Raw genomic sequence first — 14,280 nt, 5'->3', positions numbered from 1 at the left:
CTCTTAGTCATAAGATATAGTCAAACCCCCTGAAGCATTAGGAGAAATTTCTGCGTTCCTATTAGGATTTTACTATAAGCTCGATAGTAGCATAATTAAGCTGCTCCGGAAGTTGACTCTGAAAGTCAAAAAAGCAGCGACACTCATCATAATTTAGACCTTAGAAAGTGCTAAATTACATAATAACTCACCTCCAACATAGAGAAAGAGATGGAACTCAACAAAATATCAAATAAGGAATTGAAGTTGGCTCTTAAGGCCAGTGCGGCATTAGATATTGAAATCTCTGATGATGAGTATTTGCGCTGTTTTACTTATACCGAAAATTGGGCCTCTGGTATTGATATCGCGACTTACAAAAATGGGGGCGGCGACAATATTGTTGTTGTGATTAAAGACGAGTCGATCCTTATCAAGGGGTTCGATCATGAGTCGGAAGTTAGCCCTCATGCTCAAGAAGAGTACGGTGTACGGCTTGGGATGTACGAGGGAGCGCCGACAGAGCTGTTGGAAGTACTGAATGACGAGGCTTTCGAAATAGAAGAGGTCACGTTTTGCATTTGGCGACTTGATAATGAAGCGACTAGGTCTCGGGGAGCTGTAGAGTTTAATAATGATGAAGATGACGGTTCGAGCTGGCTTCTGTCAGCTATTACTATCACTCCAAGCGCCTTTATTGAATATGTCGAAAACTATCATGACGGTGATTTCAACCAGCTAACGCGAGAGAAAATACATGACGTATTTGTGGCGAAAATGTAGAGTATGTCAACTAAGCTGCTGAAGGCTTTTCTCCGGCAGCAAATTCTCAAAAAATGTGATGTTAGTGGATAAGGAAAGTTTAATGAGGCGAGTTAAAGTCTATTACCAACATCGTGACGGCAGCACTGAGCTGATCAATTATGAAAAAGAACTACGTTCTTATCGTGAAGCTTGGGATGTTATTGATCATTACCCTTGGGACAAAGAATTGGAATTGTTTGAGGCACTTGGGGAAGGTGGCGGGTTCTTTTTTATACTTGGCGATGAAGGCGGTAAATGCGCCTCTTACCAATTGACACCAATAGAAAATAACAGCGGATTACTGACTTTGGATGTTGTGTCTAAGCCAGCTACTTTTGGACTATTTGGTGGTAAATCTGTTTCCGTCGATTTTGAGCTTGTCTCAATTCCAGAGGCTAAAAATCATATAAAAGCGCTATTTGAATGCTCAATTGACTCTTTCTATGAAAAGTATCGAAAGTAAATAAAATGGTTGTGTGAAAACATCCGGAAGAGGACGAATTGCAGTTTTACTTATTTTGAATCTGTTCCAACGATATAATTTGCAGTATAAAATAGACTACTGTGGGAAGTATCAACGGGAAATAAAAGGACATATCAATGAATAGACTTGGCATACTATCTGGTTTGCTACTTTGTTGTAGCTATTCAATCGCTCAGCCCCAGCCGCAAGCAATCACAATTTACAATAACCCTTCTCAAGGTGTCCTCACTGAGAGTCGTGTATTTTCCTATCTGCAAAGCCAATTAACTCAGTTTGAGATTACACAGTCTGATGCCAGTGTTGATCGTGCGCTTAAAAATATTGCAGGTGGTGAAGGGGAGTGTGTTAGAAACTTAGTTGTGAATAAAGCGCGCAGTAAAACATTACTATTTTCTGAGCCGACCACTTACTTTTTAGGGCTACAAGTTTTTGCTGCACCTTCCGCGCAATTGTCGTCTGCACAAACCGAGCAAAACCTAGAAGCATTGTTAACGAGTCATCCCAAATGGTTGTTGGGCGTAGAAAAAGAGCGCTCATATGGTGATATTGCCGATGCCATGATACAGCAGACACCAGCAGATCAGCTCTACGTGAAAGAAGGCAGCGAAAACGAAGCACAAATGTATTCTATGTTGATGAGCAAGCGCTTTGAGTTGCTGCTTGAGTATCCCTCGGTTATTGCATACCACGCGAAAGACGCATCAGAAAAACCCGTACCAATTGCGGTTAGTGGTTTTGCTCCATTTATTACTGGGCATATCGCTTGTCGGGATACACCCGTTACACGCGGGTTTTTAGCAGCGGTTAATTCTGTATTGGCGGGCTTGACGGTGGACGAGCGCTTTATTAACTGGCATCTCGAATTCATAGACAAGAGTTTACACGATACGTTTAAACGGCAGTTTAGCCAAGCTCAAAGCTCTCGGCTTTAAATTGAGACCTCCAATAACCTATCCGCCAGTGCATTTAGGTGTGAGCTGTCGCACTGAGTCGCTGCATAAGTTCGGATACCATATACAGACATAATGAAAAAACGCGCTCTCTTTGTGGCTTCATCTTCACTTAATGCTTCACTATCGGGCCAAACCATTAAAAATTGTTGCCTGATCAGTGATTCAAATTGGTGCAAGTTAGCGCTGAGTGCCGTTTGAATTTCCGCATCCTGCTCGCCAATTTCATTAAGCGTTTTGGTGAGCAAACACACTTTCTTTGACTCGTCGCCCAAACACTCACCGACGAGATCTTGTAAGAATCGCTCAAGTGCGCAGCGAAGGCTGGTGCTGTTTTCGAACAGCTGTTGATAATGCACTCGTCGGTCTGCTTGATATTGATCTATAGCGGCTAATAGCAAACCTTTTTTATTTTTGAACGCACAGTAGATAGAACCAGGATGGAGTCCGGTTACTTCGGTCAGTTTGGGCATACTGGTTTTATTGTAGCCATAAGTCATAAATGCTTGCATGGCATTTCTCAGTACGGTTTCTCTATCAAACTCTGCTGTTCTCATCGATTTCCTAGGTGCACCAAGTGGGTTTAAACGTCGTCATTATACCAATACTTCACCCCTATTTTTGATAACAATGAAAAAAATGTAAAGGTTTAACTTGAATAATGATTCAAGAATCCATATCTTGAATGTATATTCAAATATGGAGAGACACGCATGCCACAGGTACTTTTTGAAAATGTTAAGCTAAATAACACGATATCACTCAATAATCGCATCTTGATGGCGCCATTGACGCGCTGTATGGCAGACGACGATTTAGTTCCTACCGATGACATGGTGAAGTACTATGCTAAGCGAGCCAAAGCAGGATTAATCATTAGTGAAGCGACGATTATTCGTCCTGATGGGCAAGGCTACCCGAATACCCCAGGTTTGTTTACACAAGCACAAATTGCAGGGTGGAAAAAAGTAACCGATGCTGTACACGCTGAGGGGGGGAAAATGTTTGCGCAATTGTGGCACGTTGGGCGTGTTGCGCACCCGTACTTTTTTGACGGAGAAGTTTTAGCACCGTCGGCTATTGGTATCGAAGGTTCAATTCCAAGAATGCGTGATTTAACCTACCAAACGCCAAAAGCGGCGACGAAGGAAGATATTACAAAACTCATTGCCGACTATGCCCAAGCGGCAGCAAACGCGATAAAAGCAGGTTTTGATGGGGTTGAAATTCATGGTGCCAATGGTTATTTAATTGACCAGTTTTTACATTACGCTGCGAATCAGCGTACCGATGAGTATGGTCAAACACCAGAAAATATGAGCCGATTTGCTTTGGAGGTGACAGATGCTATCGCTGAGCGTATTGGTGCCGACAGAGTGGGTCTGAGAGTGTCACCGGGTGCTTACTTCAATATGGATGGCGACCAAAGAGACAGAGCGGTATTTGACTACCTACTTAAAGCGTTAAACAGTCGCAACTTAGCCTATCTGCATCTGGGCATTTTCGACGATGCAATGGAGTTTGATTATTTGGGCGGCAGTGCTTCAGCTTACTTACGCAGCATTTATAAAGGGACGTTAGTAGGTGTGGGGAGTTATACGGCTGAATCAGGTGCTGAGGCTATCCAAAACCAACAATTTGACTTATTAGCCATTGGTAGGCCGTTTATTGCTAATCCTGATTATGTGGAGAAGGTGCAAGCTGGTCAAGCCGTGAAAGAGTATGATGAGTCTATGCTTGCAACATTAGAATAAAACCAATCCATAAGTATGAATTTATAGCAATGCCAAACACTTAAGTTTGGCATTTTTTTGTACATTGCATAAGCTTAAAGCAGGCGTCAGTGGTAAAGCGAAAACTTTTGATGCAAAAGTTGTCATCTTTATCAATTAAGCTTGAGAGCAGTTAAGTGTTTAACCCTCAAGTATTTGCTAATTAATAATCAACTGGATTGTAGCTTATTTTTTAACATTGATAGGAATAAAGGAGTACTTTGGAGTTTATTTGTTCGCTAAGTGTGTAATAATATGCCAGCAATGCAGTTGTGAGTGCGTCGGACATGCAAGAAGATTTACTAAATTCCGTTATCAAAATAACAAAAACGAGAGACGTTGATTCTCTTGAATATAGCTTAGTATCTACTATTCAAGAGTTCATAGGCTGTAAAGAGGTCGCTGTCTATAAGGACTTGCTCGTTCCTGGAGAGATCGCGATAGAGAGAAGCCTGCTCTTAAGAAAACTCTCCGATAAGGAATTTGATTGGGAAGAGCGAAGCCTAGTTAAAGAGCCAGATAAGGAATTAATTTCTTGCTTGCAGTCGGCCTGTATAATTACGGTACAAGCGAAAGATGGCACTGAGCATCGTTGGGTGCCAATCAGCCTTCAGGAAAAGCCGGTTGGTGCAATAGCAGTTATCAGTACGGGCTTGTCGAGTGCAGATCAAGTATTACTTAATGCATTTTGCCGCATTTTTGAAAATTATCTCACCATTCTTCACGAAAACGAGCGTGATAAACTCACCGGACTACTGAACCGTCAAACCTTTGAAAAACGTTTAAAGCAACTGATTGAAAAGCAAGTTATCAAACAACACAAAACGGTATGGCATGGTGATGTGCGCTCGGTGCATAAAGGCGCAACCTCCTGGCTTGCTATCATGGATATCGATCACTTCAAAAAAGTCAACGATAACTACGGACATGTATGCGGAGATGAGGTTTTACTGTTATTAGCGCAGCGTATGCGTCAGTTTTTTCGATCCACAGACTTATTGTTTCGCTTCGGTGGCGAAGAATTTGTACTGGTCTTTGAGCCAACCGATTACGATTCGATAAAAGCTAAGATGGACGAGTTTATGGAGTTGGTACGAAATACTCACTTTCCATTCGTAAAAAAGCTCACCGTCAGTGTTGGAATGTCTCGCATTAGTCCATATGATTTCCCTATCACTGTGCTTGAAAATGCCGACAAAGCACTTTATTACGCAAAAGATAACGGTCGCGATATGCTTTGTTTTTACGAAGCGTTGCTGTCTGAGCATAAAATTGAAGCGCCGGAAGAGAGCTCTGATATAGATTTGTTCTAATACCAATTTGGTTTAATAAGGTGCTCAATTTGAGGGATTAAATCTGACGCTAGCTGTGTTAAAAATTTCTCATTTAGAACAAGTGAATGCAATGAGCGCTAAAACTTTCTGCTAGAAAGGCATTAATTATACGAAACTCAGGTTAAATAGGTATAAAAGTGTTTCTGAGAAGCGGCGGTTGTTGATTTTCTACTCAAGTGCACTCGCAATAACTTCAATAACTACCGCTTATAGGAAGATTCCGATACACTTAATACAGCGTTAAACTGCATGGCAGACAACATGTTACACATCATCCAATCGAATCGAATGGAAATCTTGCAGGCACAACTCTGCACACTCATAAAATCGGCACCGCTCGCAAATCCTTTTGCAAAAGAAGTGGTGTTAGTACAATCTCCTGGTATGTCTGAATGGCTCAAACTAGGCATGAGTCAACACTTAGGGATAAGTGCACAAGTCGACTTTCCATTACCATCTAGCTTCATTTGGAAGCTATATCAAAATTTCATTGATGATGTTCCCAAGGAATCCGCTTTTAATAAAGGCAATATGACTTGGAAACTATTTACGCTATTACCCGGCTGCATTGATAAGCCTCAATATATTGCGCTTAAGCACTATTTAGGTGACGACCCTTCAGGAATTAAACTCTTTGCGTTGTGTGAAAAAATTGCCGACGTTTTTGACCAATATTTAATGTATCGCCCCCAGTGGATTGAATTTTGGGATCAGGGCCAAGATGCGCTTATAGATGTGGATGTTGAAGCCATCGCCCCTTGGCAGCCTGATCTCTGGCGTCGTTTAGTCCACCATGTTGAAGCACTTGAACAAAGCCCGTATCACCGTGCCAACATGCACGATCAGTTACTGCAAGGGCTGGCCAATGCACCAGAAGGCAAACTTCCCGAGCGGATCTGTATATTTGGACTGTCGGCAATATCAACCAGCCAACTTGATATTTTTCAATCGCTTGGCCAAAAAACGAATGTATTTTTATTCTTTTTTAACCCTAGTGAACACTACTGGGGAGATTTAGTCGATGAGAAGACTCAAGCTAAAGTCGCCGCAAAATACGCCAAAATGCCAGAGCTCGAAGCGAAAGACGGCGAGTATTATTACGTTGGCAATCCACTACTCTCTTCATGGGGAAAGCTCGGGCGTGACTATTTTGAGCAATTATTGCAGCTTGATGCCAGTTGGATTGATGGATTTGATGACGCGTTTGATGACAGTCTGCTTGGTCAGGTTCAGCAAGAGATCTACCAGTTGGCATTTAAAGGAGAGTCGTTAACTGCTGATCCAAATTGGTTTGTTTCGCAGCAGGGCAAGTTACCCATTATGGCCGATGATACCAGTATCGTTTTTCAGGATTGCCATACGCCACTGCGTGAGGTCGAGCGGCTCCATGATTACTTACTCAATCAGTTTGAACAAAACCCTAGTCTGACGCCTAAAGACATTATCGTCATGATGCCTGATGTGGGCACCTATTCGCCATTTATTAAAGCTGTGTTTGACAGTAGTGAGGACAATCTGCGGATCCCCTATGCGATTTCTGATCTTGCAATTGAGCAAGAGCGGCCTATTTTAACGTCTTTTGTGACGTTGACAGACTTACCCAATAACCGTTTTTGCGTGTCGGATATTCTCGATTTGCTGGGCGTTGCGCCGATCGCCGAACAGTTTAACCTTGAAAGCCATGAGTTTGACTTAATTCGCTATTGGCTTGATCAGGTCAGTGTTAAATGGGGCCTAAACGACAGCCATAAAAGCGAATATGGCTTGCCAAAAATACCACTAAATACGTGGCAGCATGGACTCAACCGTTTGCTCTTAGGGGTTGCAACAAACGATGAACAGACACCGTTCGCTTCCATTTATCCTGCTGATGAAGTCGAAGGTATGTCGGTGGCGGTACTTAACAAGCTTATCGGCTTTGTTGATGCGCTTATCTGGTTAAAACTACAACTCAGCAGCGAAAAGACCTTAACGAGTTTCGCAGCAATTCTACGTGAAGCCATGGCGCTATTTTACTCGTCAGAATCTGAACAGAGTTGGGATTTACTTAAGCTTGAGCAGATTATAGAGAATATCGAAAAACACCAGGAAAATGGCGATATTCAAGCGCCAGTCTCAGCAAAAATATTAGCGTATTTGGTTAAGCAAGGCGTCAGAGAAAAAGGGGTTGGGCAGCGCTTTTTAGCCGGAGCGGTAAACTTTTGTACGCTGATGCCGATGCGTGCTATTCCATTTAAAGTGGTGTGTATGCTTGGTCTAAATGACGCGGACTATCCTCGTACCGTGCAGCCTATTGGTTTTGATTTAGTCGCCCACTCCACGAGACGTAAAGGCGATCGCTCACGAAAACTAGACGACAGATACTTGTTCTTAGAAGCCTTACTCAGTGCTCGAGAAAACTTGTATATCAGTTATATTGGCCGCTCTTGTTTTAACAACGAAGCCCAAGTGCCATCCGTTTTAGTCAGCGAATTGACAGAATATTTAGATCGCAGCTTTTACTTCGAAGACATGCCAAAGCAGTCGTTAGTCACTCGATTAACTTCACAGCTGCCATTACAACCTTTTAATCCCGAACATTTTAAAGCGGGCTCACTACAGAGCTACAATCGTACTTGGCTTTGGCAGCATAGGGCGGCGCATGCTGATGAGGTAAAACCGTTAGTACCAGTTTTAGACGCAGAAATTGAGTTTAGCGATTTGCTGCGCGGCGTTTGCGAGCCGCAAAAGTTATTTTATCAGCAAGCGCTGGGCATTAAACTCAAACCAATAGAAGCGTTAACACTTGATGAAGAGCCTTTCGCCTTAGATGCATTGGAGCGCTATCAATATTTAGATGAAGTGCTGGATGCTCAGCTACAACAACGGTCCTTAAATCTTGAACAGATTTTACAACGAGGCTCGCTGCCACAAGCGAACATCGGCAAACTACAGCTAGAGGGGCTGCTGACCCGCGTTGAACCTATGGTTAAGGTACTAACGCCTTTGCTTAATGAAGCAAAGGCGCCTCTAGAGCTAAAACTTGGTATTGCAGAGCATTTGCTGGTTGGTTGGCTTGATTGTGTGTATGAAAACAGGCAAGTGTACTATCGCAGCGCCAGTATTAAAGCGAAAGATTTAATTAAAGGGTTTTTACATCACTGCGCGGCTTGCGTAATGGGGCATGAAGTCACTACTTATATTGTTGGGCTAGATCAAAGCGTGCACTTTACCGCTATTTCACAGCCACACGCTCAGCAATATTTGGAGCAGTGGCTGGCTTTTTATAAACAAGCGCTGAGCGAACCTGTGGCATTTTTCCCAAGTTCTAGCATGGAATATGCCAAGACACAGGATATTAAAAAGGCCGCATATAAATTTAAGCCGCAATATGTTGGTCGAGGAGAGGGAGAAGATCCCTATGTTCAACTATGCTTTAGCGATTTGTCAGCTCATGAAGCGCGTTTTTGCGCACTTAGCCTTACTTTGTTAACACCTATTCTTAATGCCGCTGAGGAGGTACGTCATGGAGATGCTTAACCCCATTACTATGCCTTTAAGTGGCCAAAACCTAATTGAAGCCAGTGCAGGCACGGGGAAAACTTACACCATCACCGGTTTATATCTGCGTTATTTACTAGGCTTGCGCACTTCTGATCAACAACATGAGCCGTTAAGCGTTGAACAAATCTTAGTGGTAACTTTCACAGAAGCGGCAACACAAGAGATCAAAGACCGAGTGAGAAAACGCATTATTCAAGCTCGAGACGTGCTACTAGGTGAAGTCTGTAAAGATGAACTGATCAATGCCATTTTGGCGCAAATTGAAGATAAAAAGCGCGCCTTTGATCTCCTTGATGCTGCCGCTAAGTCAATGGATGAGGCCGCGATATTCACCATTCATGGCTTTTGCCAAAGAATGCTGAAGCAACACGCTTTTGAGTCTAAGGTGGCATTTAACCTCGAATTTATTCTCGATGAGAGCGAGCTGATTGATGCCGCGATGGCAGATCATTGGCGACGTTTTGTCTACCCGCTAGACACAGAAAAAACACAGGCTGTGATAGAGCAATTTGCTACGCCTTATGCACTGGCGAAGCAAGTTAGACCGTTATTAGCAAGAGAAAATGCCGAAATTAAACCCTCTGTTTCCTTAGATGCAGTGTTTGCCGCACGTGAAAAATACCAAACATTAGCACTGTGGCTAAAGGCCGAAATAGTCAAAACTGACTACATCAATGTGTTGAAAAAATCGGGGCTGGCAGGCAATCGTGCACCAGGGCGAAAGGATAACCTTCAAGCTCTTGAGAATTATGTCAACAGTGAGCAGTGGTGGTTTGAGTTTGGTAGCAGCAATCACTCGTTTGGACTTTGGGGCAGTGAAAGCCTTGCTGATGTTGCTCAATATAAAAAGAATACAACGCCGCTGGAGCACGAACTTATTCGTCACTTTGATACCTTGGCAGAGCTCCACCAATTGGTCGGGAATGGGCTTAAAATCGCGTTAGTGCAACAAGCGGTGACTGAGGTGAGGGCTTTGCTTCACGCCCACAAAGAAGAATATGGCTTGATCTCTCCCGACGATTTACTTAAGCAGCTGCATCAAGCGCTGATGGGCGACAGTGGTGAGTGCTTAGCCGAAAAAATTGCATTGCAATATCCGGTTGCTATGATAGATGAGTTTCAGGATACCGATCCCATCCAATATGGGATTTTCAGCCGAGTTTATGCAAAGAAAAATACGGCATTAACCTTGATAGGCGACCCAAAACAAGCCATTTACGGCTTTCGTGGAGCGGATATTTTTACTTATATCGGTGCAAAGCAAGGAGTTGCGCAAAACAGGCAGTATACGCTTGCAACCAATTATCGCTCCGATAGTGACGTGGTTGCCGCAGTGAATACGATATTTACTCGCCATCCCAATAGTTTTATCTACAACAAAGATATCCCTTTCATTGAGGTGAGCGCACAAGGTAAAGCCGAGGATGCGCAATTTACTATCGCGTCTAAAAAGCCGTCAGCTCTGCGCTTTAGTGTATTACCAAGTGAGGATGAAGCGCTTAACAAAAGCGCCGCGCAAGCGCGGCTAAGCCAAGCATTCGCTGGTCGAGTTGCAGCGCTTATCGAGCAAGGGCGGTCGGGGGTTGCGAAGATTGGCGAAAACCCAGTTGTGCCAGCGGATATCTGTGTGTTAGTTCGCGACCGCATAGAAGCGAGCTTGATAAAACGAGCCTTAAATCAACTCGATATTGCCAGTGTGTACCTTGCCAGAGATAGTGTATTTAGGCAGCCGCTAGCAATCGCGTTGTATCAACTGCTTGATGTACTGCACGGGAGTTACGACGAAGCGGCGCTCAGAGGCGTGCTTGCGGGACCATTATTTTATTTAAACAACCAAGCACTGTACGACTTGCAGTTTAATGAACAGCAGTGGCAAGGTTATTTGCAGCTATTTAGTGAGTTAACACAGCTGTGGTATCGCTCTGGTGCAATGGCGATGCTGGAACACTTATTGATAACTTGTGAGCTGCCAGTGATTTGGCAGCAGCAGGGAATGGAAGTGGAGCGTTGGCTTACTGACTTCCGTCATTTGGCTGAGCTTTTACAGCATAAGCAATTAGAGCTTGATGGCACGGGTCGTGTGTTACGTTGGTTTTTATCGCAGCTAAATAATGCTCAGAGTGGCAGCAGCCAAATTCGCTTAGAGAGCGATGCCAATTTGGTGAAAATTGTGACCATGCACGCATCAAAAGGTTTGGAGTATCCGATTGTCTTTATGCCATTTGCACTTGGGTTTCGTGAGCCTGATACGTTAGTTTATCACCAAGGGGATAAGTTAGTTGTCGACCTTGAAGCCAGTGATGACGCGAAAGAAAAAGCAGAGCAAGAACGACTGGCTGAGGATATTCGCTTACTTTACGTTGCGCTGACGCGTGCGGTGCATTATTGCGAGCTTGGGCTTTACGACATTCAACAAGGGCGCAGTAAAAAGTCTGCGCTGCACAAAACGGCTTTAGGATTTGCCTTGTTTGGCACGAAAACTTTCGACAGTGCCGAGGCTTGGCAAAGTGCCCTAAGCGAGTTATGTAAAGCACATGCGGCAATGGAGTGCGTAAGATTAGATGAAATCACCGCACCACAGCAAGCGATAAACATATCGCTTGAAGACAAGCCTCTAGCTTTGTCAGCGAAAACCTTCAGCGGTCAGATTGAACGCCACTGGCGTACTACAAGCTTTAGCCAGCTAAGCTATCACACGCATCATGGTGATAAACCTGCCGGGGCCGTGGACGAAAACCATTTACTGGACTTACCTGAGCAGCATCAAGAGCGGGAAAAAAACTCTTATACATTTCCTAAGGGCGCCAAGCCGGGTAGTTGTTTGCACGAAATCTTTGAGCTAATAGATTTTACCGCACCGAATTCCCCCAAAAACGAAGATAAGTATACGTTGACCGAAGCGGTCACTAAATCTTTGGATAAGTTTGGTATTGCGACCGAATGGCAAGAGACCGCTGAGCGCTGGATAACAAGCTGTTTGGCAGCACCACTTGCGCCACATCCTCATTTACAACTTGGTGTGCTGCCACCGGACGACTGTATTGTTGAAATGGAGTTTTATTTGCCACTGAAACCACTCAGTGCGGTGAAGCTGAACAAGATCCTCAGTGATATCACTGGACAAAAGTCGTTTTTAAACTTTGATGATGTGACAGGCATGTTGAAAGGGTTTATTGATTTAATCTTCAAGTGGCAAGGACAGTTTTTTGTTCTCGATTACAAGTCCAACTACCTTGGCGATAGCCCAGAAGATTATCACTACGATAACCTCAATGCCGCGATGTCGTCTCATCAGTATCATTTACAGTATATGATTTATACCGTGGCACTTCACCGCTTGTTAAAGCAGCGCCTCGTGGACTATAACCCTGAGCAGCATTTAGGTGGAAACTACTATTTGTTCTTACGTGCATTACCGGACAATCAGGGGATTTTCTTCAATCAGTTAAGCGTAGAGCAGGTGTTAGAATTAGATGCATTATTTGAGGAGTCTGTATGAGCCAGTTAAGTATGGACTTTGAGGCATTCGATCATCATAGCTTTATAGCGTTATTGCTTGAACACAAACGAGTTGGTAAAGCCGATATCGCGTTAGCCAAGTTGTTGAATCAGCAAGGCTACGACGATTACTTCTATGTATTTTTACTATTATTAATCGCTCATGGACGTCAGCATAGTTGTTTAGAGTTAGACAGTATTAATTATCAGGATCCGTTTGAGCTCAGCTACGCGGTTGCGGATGGATCTGTAGAGTTGTCGCCATTTTCAAGCACAGGTATAGCCTTTGCTGCGCTCGCACAGCATCCTGCGATCGGTGAAGATAAGCCGCTTCGGCTATACGGTAATAAGCTCTACTTGGCGAGATTAGCAAATTATGAAGCAAGGCTTGCTGGACACTTTGAAATGTTGGCAAAAGCCGATGTTACGCTGGACGAAGCAAAACTGAGTGCACTGTTGGCGTCGTTTTTTCCAGCCAGTGAAGAAGACATTGATTGGCAAAAAGTGGCTTGTACGCTTGCTATTATTAAGCGATTTTGTGTCATCACGGGTGGTCCCGGTACAGGAAAAACCACGACGGTCACAAAACTGCTTGCTATTTTACAGTCGCTTTATAACAGTGCGCCGTTGACCATCAAGCTAGTAGCGCCGACCGGCAAAGCGGCTGCGAGGCTCAGTGAGTCAATTATTGGTGCGAAAGCGAGGTTAAACCTGCCGCCAGCGCTTGCTGATTTACTGCCGGAGCAGGCGCAAACTATTCATCGCTTGTTAGGCGTTATTCCTAATAGCGTGCACTATCGTCATAATCAAGATAACCCGCTGCATGTTGATGTGCTGATTGTTGACGAAGCATCCATGGTGGACTTATCGCTTATGGCTAAGCTGGTGGATGCACTACCAAAACATGCACGGCTTATTTTGCTCGGCGATAAAGATCAGCTCGCATCGGTAGATACCGGTAACGTACTCAGCGACTTATGTGAAAACTTAACGCTTGGGCAAGCACCACATTACAGTCAGGCACTGAAAGCAAAGCTAGCTGAGTTGAGTAAACAAAACTTGCCTGAATCGGGTGATACCAGCGCTGACTTTATGTTGGAAGATAATCTGGCGTTTTTACAAAAAAGTCACCGTTTTGACAGTCGAAGTGGGATAGGTCAGTTAGCATTTGCCGTAAATAGTAACAATAAGCGGCAATTAGACAGCGTGCTGAGGCAAGGTTTTAGCGATATACAGCATCATGAATTAAATAGTGAAACCTACAATGCCTTAATTGCCAGAGCGGCGGAGCAATACCAGCGATACCTGCTTGCCATTCATCATGGTGAGAGTGAAGCCATCATTCATAGCGAGTTTGCCAGTTATCAATTGCTTGCAGCCGTGAGAGAGGGGCCTTACGGTGTGAACGAATTAAATCGCAGAATAGAGCTCAAGCTTAGTCAAATGGGATTAGTGCAACCGACAGGACGGTTTTACGTTGGTATGCCCATTATGATCACCCAAAATGATTACCAGCTGAAACTGTTTAACGGCGATATCGGGATCATTTTACGCGACGAACAGGGTGAGCTACAGGCATCATTTATTGATGAACAGGGCTGCGTTAGGCGCTTTTATCCTGCAAGATTGCCGAGCTTTGATAGAGTATACGTGATGACTATCCACAAATCGCAAGGCTCTGAGTTTGCTTACACGGCAATGATACTACCACCCATTCAACGCGCACAGCAGGGGATAAATCGCCAGCTTATTTATACTGGGATCACCCGAGCTAAACAGCAGTTTGAATTGGTGGCGCAATATAAAGTATTAGTACAGGGTATGAATCGAAGTGTAAGTCGCAGTAGTGGTTTACGAAGCCGGCTATCAAAATGATGAATTTTTTGTTAAAAACTTGTTTTATTTTGTGGTTTGGC

9 protein-coding genes are annotated in these 14,280 nt (G+C 43.9%); 8 read left to right on the top strand and 1 reads right to left on the bottom strand.

Translation table 11 applies throughout. From position 1 onward, the window contains the following. The first annotated feature begins 246 nt into the window (after window positions 1-246). The 3 genes from QSH61_RS11335 to QSH61_RS11325 all read left to right on the top strand — a co-directional run bounded on the left by QSH61_RS11335 (window position 247) and on the right by QSH61_RS11325 (window position 2,199). Complete coding sequence (locus QSH61_RS11335; RefSeq protein ID WP_206470993.1) at window positions 247-762, top strand: hypothetical protein; 516 nt, start codon at window positions 247-249, stop codon at window positions 760-762. A gap of 82 nt (window positions 763-844) precedes the next feature. Continuing rightward, window positions 845-1,246 carry a hypothetical protein gene (locus QSH61_RS11330; protein ID WP_174168662.1) on the top strand — a complete coding sequence of 134 codons (402 nt, stop codon included), beginning with the start codon at window positions 845-847 and terminating at the stop codon, window positions 1,244-1,246. A 137-nt stretch (window positions 1,247-1,383) separates the two neighbouring features. Further along, entirely contained in the window at window positions 1,384-2,199 is an 816-nt protein-coding gene (locus QSH61_RS11325) for a transporter substrate-binding domain-containing protein (protein ID WP_174168663.1), read from the top strand. On the opposite strand, the gene QSH61_RS11320 is transcribed toward QSH61_RS11325, so the two are convergent. Continuing rightward, a complete protein-coding gene (locus QSH61_RS11320) occupies window positions 2,196-2,774 on the bottom strand; it encodes a TetR/AcrR family transcriptional regulator (protein ID WP_010605113.1) in 579 nt (192 codons plus the stop codon). The genes QSH61_RS11325 and QSH61_RS11320 overlap by 4 nt on opposite strands. A 156-nt stretch (window positions 2,775-2,930) precedes the next feature. On the opposite strand from QSH61_RS11320, the gene QSH61_RS11315 reads away from it, so the two are divergent. The 5 genes from QSH61_RS11315 to recD all read left to right on the top strand — a co-directional run bounded on the left by QSH61_RS11315 (window position 2,931) and on the right by recD (window position 14,239). Further along, a complete protein-coding gene (locus QSH61_RS11315) occupies window positions 2,931-3,971 on the top strand; it encodes an alkene reductase (RefSeq protein WP_174168664.1) in 1,041 nt (346 codons plus the stop codon). Between the two features lie 305 nt (window positions 3,972-4,276). Further along, window positions 4,277-5,302, top strand: coding sequence for a GGDEF domain-containing protein (locus tag QSH61_RS11310; protein WP_010605111.1), 1,026 nt, complete (start codon window positions 4,277-4,279; stop codon window positions 5,300-5,302). Window positions 5,303-5,584: 282 nt separating this feature from the next. Further along, a complete protein-coding gene (gene recC, locus QSH61_RS11305) occupies window positions 5,585-8,842 on the top strand; it encodes an exodeoxyribonuclease V subunit gamma (RefSeq protein ID WP_248298610.1) in 3,258 nt (1,085 codons plus the stop codon). Further along, window positions 8,829-12,365: an exodeoxyribonuclease V subunit beta gene (recB, locus tag QSH61_RS11300; protein ID WP_206470991.1), complete on the top strand. Its 3,537-nt coding sequence runs from the start codon at window positions 8,829-8,831 to the stop codon at window positions 12,363-12,365. The genes recC and recB overlap by 14 nt, the downstream gene beginning before the upstream one ends. After that, entirely contained in the window at window positions 12,362-14,239 is a 1,878-nt protein-coding gene (gene recD, locus QSH61_RS11295; protein ID WP_174168669.1) for an exodeoxyribonuclease V subunit alpha, read from the top strand. The genes recB and recD overlap by 4 nt, the downstream gene beginning before the upstream one ends. The last annotated feature ends 41 nt before the right edge of the window (window positions 14,240-14,280 follow it).

This window comes from Pseudoalteromonas sp. JC3 (assembly GCF_030291895.1).
In the GTDB taxonomy this organism is placed as follows: Bacteria; Pseudomonadota; Gammaproteobacteria; order Enterobacterales; family Alteromonadaceae; genus Pseudoalteromonas.
The sequence above is the reverse complement of the archived record's forward strand: the minus strand, read 5'-3'. Positions and strand labels throughout refer to the sequence as shown.

Excerpts from the sequence above, each read along its gene's own strand:
- QSH61_RS11330 (WP_174168662.1), top strand. The coding sequence starts at position 845 with ATGAGGCGAGTTAAAGTCTATTACCAACATCGTGACGGCAGCACTGAG.
- QSH61_RS11325 (WP_174168663.1), top strand. The coding sequence starts at position 1,384 with ATGAATAGACTTGGCATACTATCTGGTTTGCTACTTTGTTGTAGCTAT.
- QSH61_RS11320 (WP_010605113.1), bottom strand. The coding sequence starts at position 2,774 with ATGAGAACAGCAGAGTTTGATAGAGAAACCGTACTGAGAAATGCCATG.
- QSH61_RS11315 (WP_174168664.1), top strand. The coding sequence starts at position 2,931 with ATGCCACAGGTACTTTTTGAAAATGTTAAGCTAAATAACACGATATCA.
- QSH61_RS11310 (WP_010605111.1), top strand. The coding sequence starts at position 4,277 with ATGCAAGAAGATTTACTAAATTCCGTTATCAAAATAACAAAAACGAGA.
- recC (WP_248298610.1), top strand. The coding sequence starts at position 5,585 with ATGTTACACATCATCCAATCGAATCGAATGGAAATCTTGCAGGCACAA.
- recB (WP_206470991.1), top strand. The coding sequence starts at position 8,829 with ATGGAGATGCTTAACCCCATTACTATGCCTTTAAGTGGCCAAAACCTA.
- recD (WP_174168669.1), top strand. The coding sequence starts at position 12,362 with ATGAGCCAGTTAAGTATGGACTTTGAGGCATTCGATCATCATAGCTTT.